We start from the raw sequence: 20,590 nt of genomic DNA, 5'->3' as shown, positions 1-20,590 counted from the left end.
CCCCTTCGCTTGTCCCCGGGCGGCTCACGAGCGGCGGGCGGCGCCGGTGTCGCGGACGACGGCCCAGGCGTCGGCGAGCGGGCCGATGTGCCGGAGCTTGTCCGGGTTCACCACCGCGCGGATCGCCTGGATCTGCCCGTCGGCGATGTCCAGCGTCCAGGTGTTCACCACCCGGCCGGCGCTGTCCCGGAAGATGGCGCCCGGCTGCCCGTTCACCTCGCGCGGCTCGACCACACCGCCGATCCGCGCGAACGGTTCCGCCAGCGCGGCCAGCATCCGCGCCACGTTGCCGGCCCCCGTGACCACGCCCCGCCCCCACTGCGGCGCCTTGCCACCGGCGTCGCCGACCAGTTGGACATCGGCGGCCAGGAACTCCATCAAGTTGCCGACAGCACCTTCTTTGAACGCGTCGAAGAACCGGACCGCGAGCTCCTCCCGCTCCCGACGATCAGCCGCGAACCTGGTCCGCCCGGCCTCCATGTGCCGCCGGGCACGCACGACCAACTGCCGGCACGCCGCCTCCGACCGCCCAACAGCAGCCGCGACCTCCGCGAAGCCGAACCCGAACACCTCCCGCAGTACGAACGCCGCCCGCTCGAGCGGAGACAGCCGCTCCAGCAGGAGGAGCGCCGCCATCGAAACGGAGTCCGCCAGCTCGGCAGCACGTTCCGGGTCCTCGTACGGGTCCGACAGCAACGGCTCCGGGAACCACGGGCCGACGTACTCCTCCCGCCTGCGTCTGGCGGAACGCAGTACGTCGATGGAGATGCGGGTGACGACCGCTGACAGGAAGGCCTTCGTGGACACGGGTTTGGTCTCCACAGCTGAATACCGCAACCACGTCTCCTGCACGGCGTCTTCTGCTTCGCTGACGCTACCGAGGATGCGGTAGGCAATCGAGAACAGCAGTGGACGCAACTGCTCGAACTCCTCCATCAGGACAGCTCAGCCTTGAAGCCCTGCCGCCACGACGGGTACTTGAGCGTCCAGCCGAGCTCCCGCTTCGCCTTGGCGTTCGAGAAACCGCGGCCCTCGGTCATCATCACCACAGCCTGGTCCCCTGCGAGCCGTCGCGCCAGCCACACCGGGATGCGCATGGGCGGCTTCGCACCCGCGCACTGCGCCAGGTACGGCAGCCAGTCGCTGGCCGGTGCAGGATCGTCGTCGACGATGTTGAACACACCGGTGACCTTCTGCTCGACAGCCAGCACTGTAGCGCTCGCAGCGTCGTCCAGGTGCACCCACGAACTGTAACCAGTCCCCTTCCCCACCAACGGGTACTGGCGCTTGCGTACGAGCTCCACCTGGTCGTCGATGGCTCCCGGCCCGTAGAAGGCGCCGTAGCGCATCACGGCTCCACCAGTCTTCAGTACGAGGTCCTCGATCCGGCTGAGCGCCTTGAGTCCGACGTACGCCGCCGTACCTTCGAGAAGGTCCAGCGGGTCCTCCTCTGTCTTGACCCAGCCGCCTTCGCGGACACCGTTCCAGCTCGCGTAGCCCTGCGCGACGAAGTGCGGCACTCCCACGGCTTCAGCCGCGGCCAGGAGGTGGTCCGTGCCTTCAGTACGCAGCCGGTTGGTCTTGGCGAACCACTTGTCCGGATGCTTGATGTCCGGCTTGCCCGCATGCGTCATCGAGATCGCGGTCATCTGATGCACGATCACATCGGGCTTGGCCATCGCCACCGCTTCACCGACAGCAGCACCGTCGAGACCGTCCATCACCACACCGTCAGCCCCAGCAGCCTTCAACAACCCCAGCTTGCCCGCGCTGGTCGTGGTAGCAGTCACCTGATGCCCCCGCCCCACCAACTGAGGCACCAACCGCTGCCCGAGAACCCCACTCCCACCGGCAACAAACACCCGCATCATCATCACTCCTCGTCGTTTAACCCTTCCGACGAGACAGTCCCTCGGCCTGTGACATCGGATTGTCCGAGGCCGTCGGTAGCGTGGTCGCATGCTGACGACGCTGGCGGTGGAGAACTACCGATCACTGCGACGGGTCGTCATGCCGCTACTGGCGCTGAACGTGGTGACCGGGGCCAACGGCACGGGGAAGTCCAGCCTCTACCGGGCGCTCCGACTGCTTGCTGACGCCTCGCGCAACGGCGCCGTCGCGGCGCTCGCCCGTGAAGGTGGTTTGCAGTCGACGCTGTGGGCCGGCCCCGAGCATGTGCGAAAGGACCGCCCCGTCCAAGGCACTGTACGGACCGGCCCGGTGGCTCTGCGGATGGGGTTCGCCTCCGATGACTACGGGTACGCGGTCGACTTCGGGCTCCCCATCGCGGTCAGCGGCGTCCGGGCCGAACCGTCAGCGTTCAACCTCGATCCGGAGATCAAGCGTGAGGCGCTGTGGGCGGGACCGTTCCTCCGACCCGCCACACTGCTGATGGAACGTGCCGGCCACGGAGCACGCATCCGCGGCGACGACGGCAAGTGGCAGGACGGCGGGCACCCTTTGCAACCGTTCGACAGCATGCTGAGCGAGTTCGCTGACCCGCACCGCGCACCCGAGTTGCTCGCTCTCCGGGAACGGATCCGGGCGTGGCGGTTCTACGATCATCTGCGCACCGACGTGGACGCTCCGGCGAGGCAGGCGCAGATCGGCACCCGGACACCGGTCCTGGATCCCGAGGGGGCGACGCTGGCGGCTGCGCTGCAAACCATCCGCGAGATCGGCTCGAAGGGCTCTCTCGACGAGGCGGTCGAGCTGGCGTTCCCCGGCAGCCGGATCGAGGTCGTCAACACCGCGGGCCGGTTCGAGATCGCCTTCCATCAGCACGGGTTGTTGCGTCCGCTCTCCGGTGCGGAGCTGTCCGACGGCACCCTCCGCTACCTGCTGTGGGTCGCCGCGCTACTGACCCCACGACCACCCGAACTGCTGGTTCTGAACGAACCCGAGACCAGCCTGCACCCGGATCTGCTGCCCGCGCTCGCGAACCTGGTCGTCACGGCAGCCAAGGAGACGCAGGTGATCGTCGTCTCGCACTCGCGCCCGTTCATCAGCGCGCTGGCAGCCCTCGCCCCCGAGCTCCAGACCATCGAACTGATCAAGGAGCAGGGCGCGACCAGCATCACCGGCCAAGGCCCTCTCGACGAGCCGCCGTGGAAGTGGCCGTCGCGCTAGTGTTTGACCGATTCGAAGCGGACGAGAATCACGGAGCCTGTCGCCGACAACGCGAAGCCGGCGATCGCGGCCGGCCACCAGCCCGCGCGTACGGCGTCGCCCAGGACGAAGACGCCGACGGCCGCCGGGGTGACGGTCTGCAGCGCGATCATCGGCGTCGTTGCCAGCGTCACCGAACCGCGCTGCAGTGCCAGCGAGTACAGGATGAACGCGAACGCCCCGCTGATCGGCAGCGTGTACAGCGTCGGGCTGTGGAGCAGCTGGCTCAGCGACCCGTCCTTGAGCAAGCGCGCCGAGATCGCGACGCCCGCGTACCCGAGACCGGCCAGCAGGCCGAGCAGCGCGGTCGAGGCGCCATGCTGTGAGCGGCTGGCGACACCGCCGAGTACGGCAATGGTGACCAGGCCGACGACGATGCCGACGGTGAGCCCGTGATGCTGTGCACTCGCACCCGCGTCACCGGCCGCCACCGCGAGCAGCCCGAGCCCGACCACGACGCCGAACACCGCGGACCACTCGAGCGCGCTCAGCCGGTCCGACATCAACCGGGTCGCCAGCAACGCCGTCACGACCAGGCTGACCGCGATCCCCGCCTGCGCGAGGTACAGCGGAAGCAGGCGCAACGCGACGAAGTGCAGACCGAAGCCCGCGAGGTTCAGCGCCAGCGCGCCGAGAAACGCGGGCTGCTTGAGCAGCTTGGCCACGAACCCGCCGAGCCGTCGCGGATCCAGCTCCGACTCCGTCGGCACCTTCCGCGAACCGACCGCCTGGGCGATCGCACCGACACCGAACAGCACCGCGGCACCGAGGGCCGCGCCGAGACCGAGGACCACTACGCGACGACCCTACGGCGCCAGGTCAGGTACAGGCTGAGGGCCGCGTAGTACACCAGGTAGGCCAGCGAGATCACGACGACGATCGCGTTCGGGTGCGGCATCTGGGCGAGGAGTACGGCGTACGACGCCAGCCAGACCGCCGTCGTCAGCAGGTTCAGCGAGCGGAACGCCTTGGTCCGCGACGGGTACACGTACTTCACCGGGATGAAGACCAGCACCGAGAACACGACCAGCAGTACGCCGGTGACGACCGGGCTGAGGCCGAGCACGATGATGTAGAACGCGACCACGTTCCAGTAGCTCGGGAAGCCGAGGAAGAAGTGGTCCTCGGTCTTCGCGTCGACCCGGCAGAACTGGTAGCTGGAAGCAAGCAACGGCAGCGCGCCGAGGACCGCACCCCAGGTGCCGGACGGCAGGTAGCCGCCGGTCCAGAGCAGCACGATCGGCGCGAAGGCGTACGTCAGGTAGTCGACGATGTTGTCGAGCATCGCGCCGTCGAACCACGGGATGGTCTCCTTCACCCGCAGCCGGCGCGCGAGCATCCCGTCGGTACCGTCGATCACCAGGGCCGCCAGCCCGAGCCAGAGCGCCCGGACGGCGTCGCCGTCGATGGCGGCGATCACGATCAGCAGCGCGAGCACCGTTCCGCTCGCGGTATAGGCATGCAGTGCAAGTCCGGCCAGACGCAGCCGCGTCGACCCGACGAACGGTTCCCGCACCGCGTCGTGTGTGGTCAGGACAACTCCCAGAACTCTCCCGACGCAGCGCGCCGGGCCGGGTCACGGTGAACCCGGCCGTCGCCAGCGTCTCACAAGCCTGGGCCCGCCCTTGTCACCGACCGTCAGGTAGGGCGAGATCTTTGCAAGGACTTAGTTGACGCGGTCCAGTAGGAAGACCGGGATCTTGCGGTCGGTCTTGGTCTGGTAGTCGGCGTACGGAGGGTAGGCGGCGACGCCGCGGACCCACCACTCGTCGTACTCGGCGCCGTCGATCTCGCGCGCGACGTACTCGCCGACGACGTCACCGTCCTGCAGCGTCACCTTCGGGTCGGCCTTGAGGTTGTTGTACCAGACCGGGTTCTTCGGCGCGCCACCCAGCGACGCGAACGCGGCGTACGTCCCGTCGTGCTCGACCCGCATCAACGGCACCTTCCGGAGCTTCCCGGACTTGGCACCGCGCATCGTCAGCAGCACCACCTTCATGCCCTGGATGCTGACCGCATCGGTGGTCCCGGCCGCGGTCACCTTGTCGACCTGGTCCCGCACCCACCCCTCGGTACTCGGCGCGTAGTCGTCCTCATGTTTCGATGTCATGTCACCAATCCTAATAGTGACACGTCACCCACACCAACCGACTCAGTCCTCGGCAACGAGAGCGGACCGCAGTCCCTCGAGAACCCTCGCCCACCACGTCCCGGAGTTCCGAACGGAGTACGGGTCCTGCCCGTGCAACAGCGCAGCGAGCTCCGCGACCGACTCCAGGTCCTCCGCAACCGTCGCGGACTCCTTCTCGTAGTACACGGCGAACCGGAGCAGGAACTCGACGAAGACCGTGAGCGAGCTGTTGACCACCTCGAAGACCGGGCGCTGCTCGTCGAGGCTGCACAGCACGACGCAACCGTTCCCGACGTCCAGGAAGTACCGTAGCTCCGGCCGATCCCGATGACCGCCGATGAACAGCGCGAGGTTCTCCGTACCGTCGGCCGCAGTCATCCGCTGCGTCGTGAACGTGTCCGGTTCACCGTCGACCTCGAACGCGAACACAGGACCGGCGGTCAACGGCAGGCCGACCTCCACCAGCACCTCGTGGTCTGCCGCGGACAGACCGAGCGTTGCCGCGCCGTCGGGGTCCAGCGTGGTCAGGTTCTCCACCCCTAGAGCCTCGCTGTACAGCTCGACCGCGCTCACGAGTCAACCGCGCAGGACTGGAGTTGGGTGGCGGTGGCGAGGGTGGCTTCGATCCAGCGGCGGCGGAGGAAGTGAGCCTTGAGGAGGCGGTGCATGCCGTCCAGGACGACCAGCCGGCCGCGGTAGGCGACCAGGTTGATCGGGAAGTCGAGGTCGGCGTCCATCACCCGTTGGTAGTGGGCGCGGAAGTTCATCGGGGTCTCGGCTACCTGGTGCGGGGTGACCTTGAAGCGGCCCCCGTCGAGCTGCCAGAGCGGCAGGTCGAACATCCACTCCAGGTCGGCGATCTCGACCGGCTCCACCTTCAGGTCGAGTTCCCACAGCTTCACGAGCTGCCAGCGGTACGGCGGGAACACCTCCCGCAACGTCTCCGGCATCATCGCGACCAGCTCGTCGAACGAGACGTCCGGCGCGGCCCGGTCCGCGCCGAAGGTGTCGCCCAGCCCATCGATCGTCACGACGGAGCAGGCTACGCCATCGGCAGGGCGACCACGACCACGTTGCTCAGGTAGACCGAACCGTTCCAGTCCTCACACGTGACCAGCACGAGCCGGCCACGGACACCCTGGTCGAACACCTGCGCCGCGCGCTTCGCCAGCGTGGCTTTCCGGTACGTCGTGACCGTCGCGACCCGGTACCGCAACGGGCCACGGACCGTCGTCAGCTGCACGACCGACCCCGGCACGAGCTGGCCGAGGTTGTCGAACGCGCCACCGCCGGTGTGCACGGTATGCCCGGTGATGACGGCCGAACCACGTTTCGCCCCGGGCTGTGCGCCGCCCGACCACCAGCCGACCGTCGTCGGATCGGACGGCGGGGTCAGCGCGGCGTCGACCGCCTTGATCGAGACGACCGGGGCGCTCACGTTCAACTGCGGGATGGTGATTGCGGTCGGACGGCCGGGGCGGGTGTTCACCGGCGTACGACTGGACGACGGACCCGACTTCGGCAGCGGTTTGCCCGAAGCAACCACTGGCGTTCGAGGTGAGGTCGAAGTCACCGGCGGGGACGGCGTGGTGGACGCGCCCGCGTGGTCGTCACCGTCGAACTGCAGGTACGCGCCGGTGGCCAGGACACCGGCACCGACGACGGCGACCACCCCGCTCCACCGCAGTGGAGCAGGACGGCCGCGTCGACGGGCAGGACTCACTGCGAGACGCTGTGCTTTCCGCGCTTTCCGCGTCGGCGAAGCGCCATGAACCCACCACCGGCGAGCATCGCGGCACCGGCGGCGAGCAACAGCCCACCCATCAGCCCGAACGGACCGTTGCCACCGGCAACCGAATTGCCGTTCGCGGTGCCGCCGAAGCCGGCATCCACCTCGGTCGGCACGCCACCGGTCGGAGTCTCACTCGGCACGGCGCCCGCCGGGGCGGACGGCGTGTCCGACGGACCAGTTGACGTACCGGGCGCCGTCGTGGTCGCAGGCGGAGCAGTTGTCGCCGGCGCCGTAGCCGTTGCAGGCGGCGCGGTCGTGGTCGGCGGAGCCGTCGTGGCGGGCGGAGCCGTCGTCTCCGGCGGCGCTGTCGTGGTCGGCGGTGCGGTCGTCGTCGGCGGCGCCGTCGTCGGGGGCGCGGTCGTCGTGGGTGGCGCGGTTGTCGGCGGGGCCGTGGTCGGCGGCGTCCTGGTCGGCGGGCAGGTCGGCGTCGGGGTCGGCTTCGGCGCATCGCAGCCCGTCACCCAGAACACCTTGTACTTGGTGTCGTTGCCGATCGAGCCGTCCGCGTGCACGGTGACCTTCACGTGGTAGCCCTGCTTCGGGTGCGGCTGCCCCGTGAACTTCAGCGTGTATACCTCGCGCGCGTCCAGGTCGTTCCCTCCACCGGCGGCATCCTCACCGATGAACACCTTGGACTTGCCGGAAACGACCTGCAGCCCACCGTCCTTCGTCGGCGCCTGATCCGCGAAGGTGACCGTCGCGTAGTTGTCATCGCCCTTGTCGTAGTTGTAGAACTCGACGCTGAACGTGCAGCCCTGGTGCGGGTTGTTGTTCGGCGGCTTGTCCTGCAGGACCGCGTCCTCGATCTTGATCGTGCCGTTGTTGCCCTTCGGATCCTTCGTCGCCGCGGTCTGGTCGGCGTTGGCCGACGGCGCGACGAGCAGGGTGGTGGTACCGAGTAACAGTGCGAGCGCTCCGGCGCCGGCGAACAGGCCGGCGGCCCGGGAGCGGATGCCTGTGTGGGTCATGTCCGTCCTCGAACAAAGCAGGGGGTGAAGAAGTCCAGGAGAAGTATTTCGGTTCCGTTACAGCAGTCAAGGCGGTTGGGTAACGATTGACCGCGTCGTTCCTGGGTTTTCCACAGGCGGGCAGTGCTCACGCACCGGGGGCTTGTCGTGACCTTCCCGGTGCGTGAGCCGCTTGTTGCCGAGGACAAGCTCGTCAGCGCGAGTGACGTCCCTGGCGTCGCAGCGAAGCGATCGCTCCGCCGGCGAGGAGCATGCCGCCGAGCGTCATCAGGATGCCGCCGGTTGCGCTCGGCCCGTTGTCCGTGCCGGCCGCGACGGCTCGGGTCGGCGTACCGGCCAGACCCGCCTCGACGGCCGTCGGCACGCCGGTCGAGGTACTCCTGTGGTGGGTCGGCACGGTCGACGGGTGCGCGGTCGTCGGCACAGTCGTTGGTGGCACCACCGGTGTACTCGTAGGAGTGGTCGGCGGCGTCGTGGGCGGTGTGGTCGGCGCCGTCGTGGGCGGTGTCGTAGGCGGTGTCGTAGGAGGCGTAGTTGGCGGCGTCGTCGGAGGACTCGTAGGCGGCGTCGTCGGAGGCGTGGTCGGCGGCGTCGTGGGCGGCGTCGTCGGAGGTGTAGTCGGCGGCGTCGTGGGCGGCGTCGTGGGCGGCGTCGTCGGAGGTGTAGTCGGCGGCGTCGTGGGCGGCGTCGTCGGAGGTGTAGTCGGCGGCGTCGTGGGCGGCGTCGTCGGAGGTGTAGTCGGCGGCGTCGTCGGAGGTGTAGTAGGAGGCGTAGTCGGCGGCGTCGTCGGAGGTGTCGTCGGAGGTGTAGTAGGAGGCGTAGTCGGCGGCGTCGTCGGAGGTGTCGTCGGAGGTGTAGTAGGAGGCGTAGTCGGCGGCGTCGTGGGCGGCGTCGTCGGCGGGGTGGTGGGTGGGGTGGCGTCGCAGCCGGTGACCCAGAAGACCTTGGACTTGGTGTCGTTGCCGATCGAACCGTCGGCGTGGATCGTCACCTTGACGTGGTAACCCTGCTGCGGCTGCGGCGGCCCGCTGAACTTCAGCGTGTAGATCTCCTCGGCGTCCAGGTCGTTCCCACCACCGGCGGGATCCCCACCGATGAACGGATTCAGGTTGCCCGACACCACCTGCAGCCCGGCGTTGCCGGTCGGCGGCTGATCCGCGAACTGCACGGTCGCGTAGTACGGCCCCTGCTCGTAGTTGTAGAACTGCACCTTGAAGGTGCACCCCTGGTGCGGGTGATTGGCCGGCGGACCGTCACCGAGCTCGACCCCGTCGATCTTGATCGTCCCGTTGTTCCCGGGCGGCGCTGCCATCGCCGCGAGCGGCGCGACCGGCACGCCACCGCCGGAACCCGACTGCAGCACCAGTACCCCGGCACCGATCAGAACAGTGAGTGCTCCAGCAGCCGCCGCGATTCCGGCAGCCTGAGCACGTACCCCCTTGCGAACCATCCCCGGTCCCCTGTCTAGCCATGGTCAACCACAGGTCATAGTGCGGGCGGGCATCTCACCAGCAGTATGACCCTGTCGTTGCCCAAGTCAACAAACATCGGGACTGACAACGAGAGACTTGCTTGCCTCAGGCATGCGCTTTGCGGTGGATGATGACGATCGCGGCGTCGTCCCCGGCGCCGCCGGCGGTCTCGACCAGCTCCCGGGCCGCGCCCTTGAAGCCGTGCCCGACCAGCCGCTCGGCGTGTCCCGCGAGCCGGTCGGTTCCGCGGCCGATGTCCTGCCGCGGCGTCTCGACCATGCCGTCGCTGTACAGGAACAGCGCGTCGCCCAGCTTCAGCTGCCCGTGGTTCACCTCGAACTCGGGCGACTCGACCAGGCCGAGCAACGGCCCGTCGGCGTCCCGGGTCTGCCAGCGGCCCGACCAGGCGTCGAACTGGATCGCCGGCGGATGACCGGCCGTCCGTACGTCGAACTCCCCGGTCGCGAGGTCGAGGACGACGTGCACGACGGTGGCGAAGTCGTCGTCCCATTCCTGTCTGCGGATGTACCGGTTCGCGGACGGCAGGAACTCTTCGACGGGTACGACCCCCAGCAGGCCGCCGAACGCACCGGACAGCAGCAGCGCCCGGGTACCGGCGTCGATGCCCTTGCCCGAGACATCGACCAGCGCGACCTCGAGTAGGTCGTCGTGCACCGTCGACACCACGAAGTCCCCCGAGAACGTGGACGCTCCGGCGGACTGGATCCACGACTCGACCAGCCAGCCCGGCGGCAGCCGCGGCAACTCCCCCTGCGCGGTCAGCGTGTCCCGCAACTCCATCAGCATCGACTCGCCCCGGGTCCCCGGTACGCCGAGCCGGCTGCGCACCTTGGCGCTGGTGATCATGATCCAGCCGACCACCGCGATCACCAGCACGAACCCGATCCGCGGCATCGTCAGCCCGCGGGACAGTACGACGTACGAGCCGAACGTGGTCGTGATCGCCGTCAGCGCGACGAGCTCACCGAACCGCAGGAGTACGCCGCCGACCACCAGCGGAACGATCAGGAACGACACCGGCACGAACGTCATCCAGATCAGGCTCGCGATCGAGATCAACAGCTGCACCAGCATCAGGGCGACGAACGCGACCCGGTGCGAACGGCGGGCGCGCCGGCCCAGCGCCTCGACCCGGCGGCCGATGCGTCGTGCCAGCGCAACACCGCCGCTCTTCCTCATGGTGTGAAGAAGATAACGGTACCGATCGGTCCGCGCATCAATCCGAGACACGATCGAGAACTGTCAGCTCTTGCGAGTGAGGCCGGTGCGCTGGCATCTGGGGCACCAGAACAAGTTACGGCCCGCGAGGATCTTCGTCCGGACCACCGACTGGCAGACGTAACATCGTTGCCCGTGGCGCCGGTACACGTACACCTCGCCGCCGTGGTCGTCCTGGCGCGGGTCGCGGCCCATCGCCTCCGGGGTGTGGTCGTCGGCGACGGTGTCGATCCGGCCGGTCTCGACGCCGTACTTCATCAGCTCGAGCAGGTCGTCCCACATCCCCTGCCATTCGCGCTTCTTCACCACGTTGCCGGGCGTCATCGGGTTCAGCTTGGCCCGGAACAGCACCTCGGCGCGGTACACGTTGCCGACGCCGCTGAGCACGTCCTGGTTCATCAGCAACTGCCCGATCGGCAGCTTGCTGCGGTGGATCCGCTTCCAGGCGAGCTCCGGGTCGGCGTCGTCGCGGAGCGGGTCCGGCCCGAGCCGGCCGAGCAGCTTCTCGCGCTCCTCGTCGGTGATCACCTCACAGACCGTCGCGCCGCGCAGGTCGGCGTACGCCGTGGCGTTCTGCAGCCGGACCCGGACCGCGCCGACCGGCTCGGGTACGGGCGCCGGGTGGATGTCCATCTTCCCGATCAGGCCGAGGTGGATGTGCAGCCAGCCGGCGCCCTCGAAGTCGGCGAGGAAGTGCTTGCCGTGCGCCTCGGTCTGCCGCAGCACGTGGCCGTCGAGCAACGCGGCACCGTCGGCGAACCGGCCCTGCGGACTCGACGCCCGGACGGTACGGCCGCCGAACGCGTCCCAGACGTCGTTCGCCAGCCGGTGCAACGTGTGACCTTCAGGCATGATTCCTCTTGTGGGGACGACAGGTGGTACCAGAGGGGGCAAGGCGGCGACGCCCACGCCGGCCGTGGTCGGCACGGGCCGGAGCATGCGCGCCCGGGACGTGTCCCGCCCCAGACAACCGGTCAGGCGCCGGCCTGTGCTGCCGGTGACCGACCAGGACGATCAGGAGAGCGGCGGGAGCTCGCCGGTCGACTCGTAGGCGGTCAGCATGTCGATCCGGCGTGTGTGCCGCTCCTCACCGGAGTAGGCGGTCGCCAGGAACGTGTCGACGAACCCCGTGGCCTCCTCCTCGGTGTGCATGCGGGCACCGATGCTGATCACGTTCGCGTTGTTGTGCTCGCGGCTGAGCCGTGCGGTGTCGGTGTTCCAGGCGAGTGCCGCCCGGACCCCCTGCACCTTGTTGGCGGCGATCTGCTCGCCGTTGCCCGAGCCGCCGATCACGACGCCCAGACTGCCCGGGTCGTCCACCACGGCCTGCCCGGTGCGCAGGCAGTACGGCGGGTAGTCGTCGACGGCGTCGTACACCGCCGGACCGTGGTCCGTGACGTCGTGCCCAGCAGCCTTCAGGTGCTGCACCAGGTGGTTCTTCAGTTCGAAGCCGGCATGGTCAGAGCCGATATGCACTCGCATGGCAGGCAATCTACTTGTCAGCTCACCGGTACGCGCACGCCGCCCGGCACAGTCAGCCCGGCGGTCAGTTGCGTCACAGCGGCGTACGCCTGTTCGTACGGCGTTCCGCACGGGTGCAGTGTGTAGACCGCGACGATGACCCGGTCGTTCGGGCCGACCGTGCCCGTGGTGTGCAGCGCCTCGCTCACGAGGTCTACGACCGACTCCGGCTTCGCCTTGTCGGAGCGGTACCCGCTGGAGCCCTGAAAGCCGGACCAGCCCTGCTTGATGCTGAAGTCCGGTGCGAACACCGACGCGATCCCGAAGTACTGGTCGAAGCCGTCGGTGCCGTTACGGGTCGCCCGGTGCAGCTGGCCCATCACGAACTGACGGACCGGCCGCGGGGCCTCCTCCAACAGGTATCGGTAGATGCGTACCGTGTCGGCTGCCGTGATGGCGACGTACCCCCAGAAGCCCGGGTGGGTGGCGGGCGGCCCGGCTGTGTGCGTCAGTCCGAGCCGCCCGATCATGCGCTCCACCAGAGCCGCACCACCACGCTGATCCCAGTAGTAGCTCGCCGCGTCGTCGTCACTGCTCCGCAGCATCAGCTCGAGCCGCTCCCGGTCCTCCTCCGGTACGTCGTACGCCGGCCCGCGGTCCCAGAAGAAGTCGAGCGCGATCAGCAGCTTGACCACCGACGCCGTACGGAACTGCAGGTCGGCGTCCTGCTCGTGGACGAACTGTCCGGTCTGGCGGTCGAACACCGCGATGCCTGCAGTCAGCGTCATCTGAAACCTACTCACCACTGGACGGAATCTTCAGTGAGCAACTTTCACGGTTCGGGTGGCTCCAGGACAAGCCCTGAACCGTCAGTCGAAGATCGGGCCGCGGTCCCGGGTGCGCTTGATCTCGAAGAAGCCCTCGGTACCGGCCACCAGTCGCACGCCGTCCCAGAGCTTGCCGGCCGCCTCGCCCTTCGGCGCGGGCGTGACAACCGGGCCGAAGAACGCGGTGCCCTCGACCGAGATCACCGGCGTACCGACCTCCATGCCGACCTGGTCCATGCCCGCGTGGTGCGACTTCTTCAGCGCGTCGTCGTACCGGTCGGTGCCGGCCGCCTCGGCCAGCGACTCCGGCAGCCCGACCTCGGTCAGCGCCTCGCGGATCAGCCCGTCGACGCCGTCCACGATGCCGCGGCCCTCGATGTGGATCCGCTTGCCGAGCGCGGTGTACAGCGGCAGCAGTACCTCGTTGCCGTGCGCCTGCTCGGCCGCGATCAGGACCCGCACCGGACCCCAGGCGTTGCTCAGGAAACTGCGGTACTTCTCGGGGAGCTCGTCGCGGCCGTCGTTCAGCACAGCGAGGCTCATCACGTGCCAGGTCGTCTTCACGTCCCGGACCTGCTCGACCTCGAGCATCCAGCGGGACGTCATCCAGGCCCAGGGGCAGGCCGGGTCGAACCAGAAATCAGCGGAGGCAGTCATATGCCCCATCATACAAAGTTGAAACAACAGAGATACCGTCTTGGTATCCATACCCCAAGGTCGGGGGAAACCCTCGGCGAACCCAACAGCCAGGTGCATAGGATGCGGACATGCCTGGAACCAACCTGACGCGCGACGAGGCGCGTTCCCGTGCGGGTGTGGTCAGTGACGTCAGCTACGCGATCGAGCTCGACCTGGCCAACGCCCCGACCGGTGCACCGACGTTCCCGTCGGTGACCACCGTCACGTTCGCCGCCGAGGCCGGCGCGAGCACCTTCGCCGACCTGATCGCGGACAAGGTCCGCGAGGTGACGCTGAACGGTGCCGCCCTGGACCCGGACGTGGTCTACGACGGCGCCCGCATCCAGCTCGACGGGCTGGCCGAGCGCAACGAGCTGCGGGTGCTGGCGGACTGCCTGTACTCGCGGACCGGTGAAGGGCTGCACCGTTCGGTCGACCCGGCCGACAAGGAGACCTACCTCTACACCCAGTTCGAGGTCCCGGACGCGCGCCGGGTGTTCGCCACCTTCGAGCAGCCCGACCTGAAGGCCCCGTTCACGTTCACCGTTTCGGCACCGGCCCGCTGGGTCGTGATCTCGAACGCGCCGACCCCGGAGCCGGCGCCGTACCAGGGCGAGAACGGCGAGGAGCTGGCCCGTTGGGAGTTCCCGCCGACCGAGCGGATCTCGACGTACGTCACCGCCGTCGTCGCCGGCCCGTACCACGTGGTCACCGACGCGTACGAGGGCCCGCACGGCACGTACCCGATGTCGCTGCTGTGTCGCCCGTCGCTGAAGGACGCGCTCGACGTCGACGACCTGTTCGAGGTCACCAAGCAGGGCTTCGCGCTGTTCGAGGAAGCGTTCGGTACGCCGTACCCGTTCCACAAGTACGACCAGGCCTTCGTGCCGGAGTACAACATGGGCGCGATGGAGAACGCGGGCTGCGTGACGCTCCGCGACGAGTACCTGTTCCGCAGCCGGACGACGCACGCGGAGATGGAAGCCCGCGCGAACACCGTGCTGCACGAGCTCGCGCACATGTGGTTCGGCGACCTGGTCACGATGACCTGGTGGGACGACCTGTGGCTGAACGAGTCCTTCGCCGAGTGGGCCAGCCACTGGGCGCAGGTGGTTGCGACGACGAAGTACAACGACGCCTGGACGACGTTCTGCAACGCCCGGAAGAACTGGGCGTACCGGCAGGACCAGCTGCCGTCGACGCACCCGATCGCCGCGGACATGATCGACTTCCACGCGGTCGAGGTGAACTTCGACGGCATCACCTACGCCAAGGGCGCGTCGACGCTGCGCCAGCTGGTCGCGTTCGTCGGTGAGGACACCTTCGTCACCGCGCTGAAGGAGTACTTCAAGGACCACGCGTTCGGGAACACCGAGCTGACCGACCTGCTGAAGCCGCTGGAGAAGGCGTCCGGCCGGGACCTCGACGACTGGACCGAGCGCTGGCTGCGGACCGCGGGCGTGAACACGCTGCGCGCCGACTTCGCGGTGGACGACGAGGGCGCGTTCACCTCGTTCGCGATCGAGCAGACGGCGAACGAGAAGTTCCCGGTGCTGCGTCCGCACCGCCTGGCGGTCGGGCTCTACCGCCGTACCGACGCCGGCCTGGTCCGGACCGAGCGGTTCGAGGTGGACATCGACGGCCCGCGCACCGAGCTCCCGGAGCTGACCGGCGCGACCCAGCCGGACCTGGTACTGCTGAACGACGACGACCTCACCTACGCGAAGATCCGGCTGGACGAGCGGTCCCGGGCGACCCTGGTGGAGTCGATCGACCAGCTGACCGAATCGTTGCCCAGGGCACTCGCCTGGGGTGCGGCCTGGGACATGACCCGGGACGCGGAGATGCCGGCCAGCCAGTACGTCGGCATCGTGCTGCGCGGGATCCGGGCCGAGACCGACCTGACCGGCGTCCGGGCCCTGCTGAACCAGGCGAGCAGCGCGATCAACCAGTACGCCGCGCCGCAGAACCGGCCCGGCCTACGGGCGCAGCTCGAGGAGGCGCTGGCGGGCCTGGTCGCCGAGGCGCAGCCGGGCAGCGACCACCAGCTCGCGTTCGTCCGGGCCTACAGCTCGGCGGTGTTCTCCGAGGCCGGAGCCGAACGGCTCGCGGGCTGGCTGGAGGGTCGTGACCTGCCCGAGGGTCTGGTCGTCGACACCGACCTGCGCTGGACGCTGATCGTGGCGCTGGCGCGGCTCGGCCGGATCGGTGCGGACGAGATCGACGACGAGCTCACCCGCGACACCACGATCACCGGTCAGGAGCGGGCTGCCCAGGCCCGTGCGGCACGGCCGACCGCCGAGGCCAAGGAAGAGGCATGGCGGGTCGCGGTGGAGTCCGAGGACACCCCGAACGAGACGCAGTTCCGGACCATCCTCGGCTTCCAGCAGCCGGGCCAGGAGGACCTGCTGCGGCCGTACGTCGACAAGTACCTGAGCGCGGCCAAGGACGTGTACACGCGGCTCGGCTCGTCCATGGGCGAGAACGTGCTGGTGTACCTGTCCCCCCGGCACCTGGCAGACCAGGCAGCCCTGGACGCGCTGACGGGCTGGCTGGCCGCGGAGTCCGCGTCGGTGGACGCCCCGACGCTGCGGTACGTCACGGAAGCGCAGGCCGACCTGACCCGAGCGATCGCCGCACAGGCAACTGACACTGTCGCCTGAGTGTCTCGAGCAGGGCCGGTCTCACCAGAGACCGGCCCTGTTTCTTTTGAACCTCGCAGTGCGGTAAGACTGGACCGGTGCCCGCCTCAGACCCCGCCTTGGCTGGTGCGGCAGCTGTTGCGCTGACCGGACTCGCAGAGGCGTACCGACCCCGCCCAGTCACTCCGCTGATGCCCTGGCGATACCCACACCGCTTGGTGAAGCCGTACATCGTCACGGCCCGCGGACGTCAGTGGGACGACGAGATGGTCGACATCGCCCGGGGCACCGCGACCAGGCAGCTCGAGTTCGACGACGCGATGGGCTCCGTCGGTCTCGGTGTCGTCGTACTGCACCTGGGCGACGACGGCATCTACCTGGTGGTGCAGAGCTGGGCGCGCGACTTCCAGTCCCGCTTGAGCATCTTCAGCGGAATGGAAGTCGACGACCTCCGCCCGGCCCCGATCGGCGCCGCACCGTGCGTCTGGGAGCTGGAGGTCCTCAGCCACGAACGCACGTCGTACGTGAACCACATCCTGTCCGCGGACGTCGACGTCGACGCCTGGCTCGACGACGCCTTGGACACTCGCCCCAAGGTCCGCTACGACGGGATCCCGTCCGGCACCTAGCCTGACGCTGTCCAGGTCAGGACATTGCGGATCCGGGAGTGCTCCGATTCGTTCCGTGAGGGTCAAACGATCGTTGGTCGGCACACGGTGAAGACCTGTGCGCGGTGCGCGATTCCCTTTCCTGGAAAGAGATTCTTGCCACCTGAAAGAGGCTCACTTATACGCTCGATCGGATTAAGCTGCACCGGATATATCAGTCTGGGGCGATCTGGGGAGGGGCCCTGCTGTGACACGCGCCGATCACCGGAAGCGGAAAGCCCAGCGTTCGCGCAGCGCCGTCAGCGCGGGAATCGTGGCCGGGCTCGCGCTGGCCGCTGTGTTCGGGTACATCCTGAGCCGCGGCTCGGGCACCGACCAGACCGCCGACGGGCTGCGGATGGGCTCGGGCACCGACACCGGCGCCGCCGCACCGGCCCAGAGCGCCACCGGTAGCGCCACCAAGGGCGACCGCAAGCCTCCTGTGGCCGCGACGACCAAGCCGACCGTGACCCAGCAGCCGTCGACGAAGGTCCAGTCGGTCACCCCGCCGTCGGTGAACACCGGCCCGACGTCTCCGAAGTTCAAGCACGGCCAGTGGATCGCCGTACTGGACAAGTACCCGGCCGACGCCGAGCAGTCCGCCAGGGACACCGCGACCAAGGTGACGCGCGCAGGCATCCCGGCTAAGGCCATGCTGGTCAACGGGCAGTACCCAGGCATCACTGACAGCGCGCTGACGCCGATCACCGGCACCTGGGTGGTCTACCTCGGACCCGGTGCGTCCTCGGCGCAGATGCTGAACCTCTGCCAGGACCCGCGGACGCAGGCGGCGTACTCCAGCGCCTGCCCGACCTACGAACCGGCCGGCTGAGGTACGACGTCCGTCGCGAGCCGCGCGTGCAGGTGAGAGTCGTGCCGTTGCCCTGTCGGCTCGACGTAGTAGTCGCGCATGACGCCCTCCAACTGGAAGCCCGCGCGTAGGGCGACGCGGCAGGAGCCCTCGTTGACGAGCGAATGGTCCAGCGAGATGCGGTGCAGTCGTAGACCGTCAGCGGCGAAGCCCCAGCGCGCCGCGGCATCCAGTACGCGCGCACCGAGCCGACGGCCGCGCGCCACCGGGCTCACCCAGTAGGCCGCGACAGCCTGGTCAGGCACGCGGTGTACGTCCCGCAGCGTGACGCTGGCGATCACCTTGTCGCTGTCGCTGTCGGCGACCGCGAAGACGGCGTTGCCGTGCGCCCAGCTGTCGAGCCGCGGCTCCAGCCACCTGCGGGCACGTAGGTCCGCAGGCGAGCTGATCACAGCGGTCCCGGCAGTCCAGCGCAGGATGCCGGGGTCTTGCAGTGCCACAGCCACTGCAGCCTCGTCGGACATGACGAACGGACGGAGTACCACGTCGCCCAGCTCGATGCGACGCGGCTGCAACGGCGCCACTGCTAGAGCTTGTGGGGCTCGTTGTTCGCGTGGAGCAGCGGAGCCTGGTGCGCGTGCGCACCCAGCTGCTGTACGCCGGTCACGAGGCCACCGGCCAGGTCACCGGTCGCGAACGACGTCTGCATGGTCAGCGCGGCCAGGCCGGCGGACGAGTCCGACAGCTGCCGGCGGGCCTGCGAGCCGGACACGATCTCGAGCCGGCGGCCGGCCGGGTCGACGTACACCAGGACCGAGCTGTCCGGGTCGTCGAGCTCGTTCAGCAGCTCGATCGCGAACGGGCGGGTCTCGGAGTCGGCGCCGCCGACGTACACCGAGAAGTGCAGGCCGGACGCCTCCTCGGCGTTGCGGACCGCGCGCTCGATGTCGTGGAGCTGATCCGGGGTGAAAGCGTCACCAGCTGGCACTTGCGCCTCCGATCGTGCGGGCGACGCCGGCGGCGGTCGCGGTGGCAGCCGGAGCAGGGTCGAGCTCGGGCAGGTTCGCGGGGTCGGGCTTGGTGGCGGTCGGCCCGTTGATCCAGACCGGCGGTGCCCACCAGGACAGCCCCGGACGGTACCGCGGGCCGTTCGCGATCGAGGAGGCGAACGTCAGCAACGCCACCACCGCGATCACCAGCACGGGAATCCCGACGAACACCAGCAACGAGTGCCCGGACAATTCAGCAATCACGGCTCGAAGCCTAGTACGCCCCAACTGCTGGAGGAGCCACCGCCCCTCCAGCAGCCGACGAGACGCTCAGCAACCGCCGCAGTTGTAGTACGTGATGTCCCAGTGGGAGCCTTCGTCCGCGTAGATGTTGCCGGCGCCGGACTGCCACTGCGGGTAGCCGTCACCACGGTTCGCGATCCGGGTGAAGTTGTTGTGGATGTAGTTCCCGATGCAGGTGTACTTCGAGATGTCGACCTTGTACCCGTTCCAGTGGCTGTAGGTCCCACTGGCATGCCCGGTCTCGGTCCCACCGGTGATGTTGATCGCGCACCCGCTGGCGTTCTTCAGCGTCCGGACGCCGTACACGGTGCTGTCGTTGATCTGCTCGAAGGACGTGCAGGTGGAGTTGTAGCGATCGGTACACCCGCCACTGGACGACCAGGTGATTCCCGCGGCCCGGAAGATCGAGGCCGCCTGCGACTGCGTCAGCTTGGTCAGGGCGGACGCCTGCTCGATCACCACCACACCGGGCAGCAGGCCGACCGCGACGGCGACGAGCGGTACGAGGATGCGTCGGAGCACAGATTTCATGGGGACACTCCTTGAAAACGGGGCGGTTTTTCAAAGAATGAACTTCCCGCGAAAGATATTGCCGAAACGTCCGGTTGAATCAGAAATCAGCGTCCGGAGACAGACTCTCGCGGGATCAGGCCGTCAGACGGCCTCAGCCAGCACGAGGTGACGCGACAGGCAGCCTTGCTCGGCGAGGCGGTATGCCGTGTCGAAGAAGCGTTGCTGCCGAGCGAACAGTTCGGCGCCTTCGCTCCTGATCAGATCAGTCGCGTGCCGAGCCCTGGCCTCGAAACGTCGGCGAGCGCTCACGGCCACGTTCTGTGTCCGGTCCGCCTGGCGAACAACTCGGAAGCCCGTCGCCTGGAGCAGCTCCGGATCCGAATGTGCCGGCGTGAAAAGAAACCTGCCAATGGATGAACGCACCGTCAGATCCTCGCCACTGATCGGACCGGTCATCACTGCGGGGTTCGTGAACAGAACTCGCCCGCCGGGCCTCAGCAGTCGGCGCCACTCGGCGAAGAGCACCACCCGGTCCAGCACGTGGTTGATAGCGTCGACGCTGATCACGGCGTCAAACGCTCCGTTTCCGAACGGCAGGAGCAGATCCTCACCGGAAACGTGGAAAGACGCTCGATGTTCTACCTGGCTACGCTTGGCGCGGTCTCTGGCGGCCTCGATCGCGCGAATGTCGATGTCGATGCCGTCAACCACACACCCGGTCTTCTCGGCGATCCGAAGAGTTGGACCGCCGGCGCCGCAGCCGAAATCAAGCACCCGATGGTGGGGACCGAGACCCAGCCAGTCCAGGAAGACATCCTGTTCGTCCGCTGTCTGCCAGCCGTTCTGACCGATGTCCTCACCGAAGGCTTCCGACCTAATGCGGGTAAGCAACTCACTGTTGAACGTCTCGTACGCGGCGCCGTAGTGGTCGTTGCTCGCCGTAACCATC

Annotated in this window: 24 protein-coding genes; 4 read left to right on the top strand and 20 right to left on the bottom strand. The window is 68.3% G+C overall.

Annotated elements, in window-relative coordinates:
- Positions 1-24 precede the first annotated feature (24 nt).
- Complete coding sequence (locus ACFYRU_RS31450; protein WP_387665197.1) at positions 25-936, bottom strand: RNA polymerase sigma-70 factor; 912 nt, start codon at positions 934-936, stop codon at positions 25-27.
- Entirely contained in the window at positions 936-1,868 is a 933-nt protein-coding gene (locus ACFYRU_RS31445; RefSeq protein ID WP_387666065.1) for an NAD-dependent epimerase/dehydratase family protein, read from the bottom strand. The genes ACFYRU_RS31450 and ACFYRU_RS31445 overlap by 1 nt, the downstream gene beginning before the upstream one ends.
- 91 nt (positions 1,869-1,959) lie before the next feature.
- On the opposite strand from ACFYRU_RS31445, the gene ACFYRU_RS31440 reads away from it, so the two are divergent.
- Entirely contained in the window at positions 1,960-3,129 is a 1,170-nt protein-coding gene (locus ACFYRU_RS31440) for an AAA family ATPase (protein ID WP_387665194.1), read from the top strand.
- Here the strand turns inward: ACFYRU_RS31440 and ACFYRU_RS31435 are convergent.
- The 13 genes from ACFYRU_RS31435 to ACFYRU_RS31375 all read right to left on the bottom strand — a co-directional run bounded on the left by ACFYRU_RS31435 (position 3,126) and on the right by ACFYRU_RS31375 (position 13,715).
- Positions 3,126-3,962 (bottom strand): hypothetical protein, encoded by an 837-nt coding sequence (locus ACFYRU_RS31435; RefSeq protein WP_387665191.1) that lies wholly within the window; start codon positions 3,960-3,962, stop codon positions 3,126-3,128. The genes ACFYRU_RS31440 and ACFYRU_RS31435 overlap by 4 nt on opposite strands.
- Positions 3,962-4,684 (bottom strand): CDP-alcohol phosphatidyltransferase family protein, encoded by a 723-nt coding sequence (locus ACFYRU_RS31430; RefSeq protein WP_387665188.1) that lies wholly within the window; start codon positions 4,682-4,684, stop codon positions 3,962-3,964. The genes ACFYRU_RS31435 and ACFYRU_RS31430 overlap by 1 nt, the downstream gene beginning before the upstream one ends.
- Before the next feature lie 150 nt (positions 4,685-4,834).
- The gene (locus ACFYRU_RS31425) at positions 4,835-5,278 is read right to left on the bottom strand and encodes a nitroreductase family deazaflavin-dependent oxidoreductase (protein WP_387665186.1); all 444 of its coding nucleotides are present in this window, start codon (positions 5,276-5,278) and stop codon (positions 4,835-4,837) included.
- Positions 5,279-5,320: 42 nt separating this feature from the next.
- Positions 5,321-5,872, bottom strand: a complete 552-nt coding sequence (locus ACFYRU_RS31420) for an SUKH-4 family immunity protein (RefSeq protein WP_387665183.1) — start codon at positions 5,870-5,872, stop codon at positions 5,321-5,323.
- Positions 5,869-6,330, bottom strand: coding sequence for a hypothetical protein (locus ACFYRU_RS31415; RefSeq protein ID WP_387665180.1), 462 nt, complete (start codon positions 6,328-6,330; stop codon positions 5,869-5,871). Before ACFYRU_RS31415 ends, ACFYRU_RS31420 begins: the two co-directional genes overlap by 4 nt.
- 11 nt (positions 6,331-6,341) lie before the next feature.
- Positions 6,342-7,022, bottom strand: coding sequence for a sortase domain-bontaining protein (locus ACFYRU_RS31410; RefSeq protein ID WP_387665178.1), 681 nt, complete (start codon positions 7,020-7,022; stop codon positions 6,342-6,344).
- Positions 7,019-8,059 carry a hypothetical protein gene (locus ACFYRU_RS31405; protein ID WP_387665175.1) on the bottom strand — a complete coding sequence of 347 codons (1,041 nt, stop codon included), beginning with the start codon at positions 8,057-8,059 and terminating at the stop codon, positions 7,019-7,021. Before ACFYRU_RS31405 ends, ACFYRU_RS31410 begins: the two co-directional genes overlap by 4 nt.
- 193 nt (positions 8,060-8,252) lie before the next feature.
- A complete protein-coding gene (locus tag ACFYRU_RS31400; protein WP_387665172.1) occupies positions 8,253-9,509 on the bottom strand; it encodes a hypothetical protein in 1,257 nt (418 codons plus the stop codon).
- A gap of 127 nt (positions 9,510-9,636) precedes the next feature.
- Complete coding sequence (locus ACFYRU_RS31395; RefSeq protein ID WP_387665169.1) at positions 9,637-10,731, bottom strand: PP2C family protein-serine/threonine phosphatase; 1,095 nt, start codon at positions 10,729-10,731, stop codon at positions 9,637-9,639.
- Positions 10,732-10,794: 63 nt separating this feature from the next.
- Positions 10,795-11,622, bottom strand: coding sequence for an Fpg/Nei family DNA glycosylase (locus tag ACFYRU_RS31390; RefSeq protein ID WP_387665166.1), 828 nt, complete (start codon positions 11,620-11,622; stop codon positions 10,795-10,797).
- A gap of 162 nt (positions 11,623-11,784) precedes the next feature.
- Positions 11,785-12,252: a ribose-5-phosphate isomerase gene (locus ACFYRU_RS31385; RefSeq protein WP_387665163.1), complete on the bottom strand. Its 468-nt coding sequence runs from the start codon at positions 12,250-12,252 to the stop codon at positions 11,785-11,787.
- 17 nt (positions 12,253-12,269) lie between these two features.
- Positions 12,270-13,019: a hypothetical protein gene (locus ACFYRU_RS31380; protein ID WP_387665160.1), complete on the bottom strand. Its 750-nt coding sequence runs from the start codon at positions 13,017-13,019 to the stop codon at positions 12,270-12,272.
- 81 nt (positions 13,020-13,100) lie between these two features.
- Positions 13,101-13,715: a DsbA family protein gene (locus ACFYRU_RS31375; RefSeq protein ID WP_387665158.1), complete on the bottom strand. Its 615-nt coding sequence runs from the start codon at positions 13,713-13,715 to the stop codon at positions 13,101-13,103.
- A 110-nt stretch (positions 13,716-13,825) separates the two neighbouring features.
- On the opposite strand from ACFYRU_RS31375, the gene pepN reads away from it, so the two are divergent.
- From pepN to ACFYRU_RS31360, 3 genes are all read left to right on the top strand, one after another.
- Positions 13,826-16,399, top strand: a complete 2,574-nt coding sequence (pepN, locus tag ACFYRU_RS31370) for an aminopeptidase N (protein WP_387665155.1) — start codon at positions 13,826-13,828, stop codon at positions 16,397-16,399.
- Between the two features lie 170 nt (positions 16,400-16,569).
- Positions 16,570-17,007, top strand: a complete 438-nt coding sequence (locus tag ACFYRU_RS31365) for a hypothetical protein (protein WP_387665153.1) — start codon at positions 16,570-16,572, stop codon at positions 17,005-17,007.
- Between the two features lie 226 nt (positions 17,008-17,233).
- Complete coding sequence (locus ACFYRU_RS31360; RefSeq protein WP_387665152.1) at positions 17,234-17,857, top strand: hypothetical protein; 624 nt, start codon at positions 17,234-17,236, stop codon at positions 17,855-17,857.
- Here the strand turns inward: ACFYRU_RS31360 and ACFYRU_RS31355 are convergent.
- The 5 genes from ACFYRU_RS31355 to ACFYRU_RS31335 all read right to left on the bottom strand — a co-directional run bounded on the left by ACFYRU_RS31355 (position 17,839) and on the right by ACFYRU_RS31335 (position 20,589).
- A complete protein-coding gene (locus ACFYRU_RS31355) occupies positions 17,839-18,420 on the bottom strand; it encodes a GNAT family N-acetyltransferase (RefSeq protein ID WP_387665150.1) in 582 nt (193 codons plus the stop codon). The two genes, ACFYRU_RS31360 and ACFYRU_RS31355, sit on opposite strands and share 19 nt — an antisense overlap.
- Positions 18,421-18,422: 2 nt before the next feature.
- Positions 18,423-18,824 carry a DUF5130 family protein gene (locus tag ACFYRU_RS31350; protein WP_387665147.1) on the bottom strand — a complete coding sequence of 134 codons (402 nt, stop codon included), beginning with the start codon at positions 18,822-18,824 and terminating at the stop codon, positions 18,423-18,425.
- On the bottom strand, positions 18,811-19,089 hold the full coding sequence (locus ACFYRU_RS31345) for a hypothetical protein (RefSeq protein WP_344190514.1): 279 nt from the start codon (positions 19,087-19,089) through the stop codon (positions 18,811-18,813). The genes ACFYRU_RS31350 and ACFYRU_RS31345 overlap by 14 nt, the downstream gene beginning before the upstream one ends.
- Before the next feature lie 66 nt (positions 19,090-19,155).
- A complete protein-coding gene (locus ACFYRU_RS31340) occupies positions 19,156-19,659 on the bottom strand; it encodes a hypothetical protein (protein WP_387665145.1) in 504 nt (167 codons plus the stop codon).
- Between the two features lie 123 nt (positions 19,660-19,782).
- Complete coding sequence (locus ACFYRU_RS31335; RefSeq protein WP_387665142.1) at positions 19,783-20,589, bottom strand: SAM-dependent methyltransferase; 807 nt, start codon at positions 20,587-20,589, stop codon at positions 19,783-19,785.
- Between the last annotated feature and the right edge of the window lies 1 nt (position 20,590).

The sequence above is a fragment of the Kribbella sp. NPDC004536 genome, assembly GCF_042873835.1.
Taxonomy (GTDB): Bacteria; Actinomycetota; Actinomycetes; order Propionibacteriales; family Kribbellaceae; genus Kribbella.
This window is presented reverse-complemented; position numbering and strand designations above follow the sequence as displayed.

Coding starts and splice junctions, on each gene's coding strand:
- ACFYRU_RS31340 (WP_387665145.1), bottom strand. CDS start 19,659: ATGAAATCTGTGCTCCGACGCATCCTCGTACCGCTCGTCGCCGTCGCG.
- ACFYRU_RS31385 (WP_387665163.1), bottom strand. CDS start 12,252: ATGCGAGTGCATATCGGCTCTGACCATGCCGGCTTCGAACTGAAGAAC.
- ACFYRU_RS31440 (WP_387665194.1), top strand. CDS start 1,960: ATGCTGACGACGCTGGCGGTGGAGAACTACCGATCACTGCGACGGGTC.
- ACFYRU_RS31335 (WP_387665142.1), bottom strand. CDS start 20,589: ATGGTTACGGCGAGCAACGACCACTACGGCGCCGCGTACGAGACGTTC.
- pepN (WP_387665155.1), top strand. CDS start 13,826: ATGCCTGGAACCAACCTGACGCGCGACGAGGCGCGTTCCCGTGCGGGT.
- ACFYRU_RS31375 (WP_387665158.1), bottom strand. CDS start 13,715: ATGACTGCCTCCGCTGATTTCTGGTTCGACCCGGCCTGCCCCTGGGCC.
- ACFYRU_RS31365 (WP_387665153.1), top strand. CDS start 16,570: ATGCCCTGGCGATACCCACACCGCTTGGTGAAGCCGTACATCGTCACG.
- ACFYRU_RS31380 (WP_387665160.1), bottom strand. CDS start 13,019: ATGACGCTGACTGCAGGCATCGCGGTGTTCGACCGCCAGACCGGACAG.
- ACFYRU_RS31450 (WP_387665197.1), bottom strand. CDS start 936: ATGGAGGAGTTCGAGCAGTTGCGTCCACTGCTGTTCTCGATTGCCTAC.
- ACFYRU_RS31445 (WP_387666065.1), bottom strand. CDS start 1,868: ATGCGGGTGTTTGTTGCCGGTGGGAGTGGGGTTCTCGGGCAGCGGTTG.
- ACFYRU_RS31390 (WP_387665166.1), bottom strand. CDS start 11,622: ATGCCTGAAGGTCACACGTTGCACCGGCTGGCGAACGACGTCTGGGAC.
- ACFYRU_RS31395 (WP_387665169.1), bottom strand. CDS start 10,731: ATGAGGAAGAGCGGCGGTGTTGCGCTGGCACGACGCATCGGCCGCCGG.
- ACFYRU_RS31405 (WP_387665175.1), bottom strand. CDS start 8,059: ATGACCCACACAGGCATCCGCTCCCGGGCCGCCGGCCTGTTCGCCGGC.
- ACFYRU_RS31425 (WP_387665186.1), bottom strand. CDS start 5,278: ATGACATCGAAACATGAGGACGACTACGCGCCGAGTACCGAGGGGTGG.
- ACFYRU_RS31400 (WP_387665172.1), bottom strand. CDS start 9,509: ATGGTTCGCAAGGGGGTACGTGCTCAGGCTGCCGGAATCGCGGCGGCT.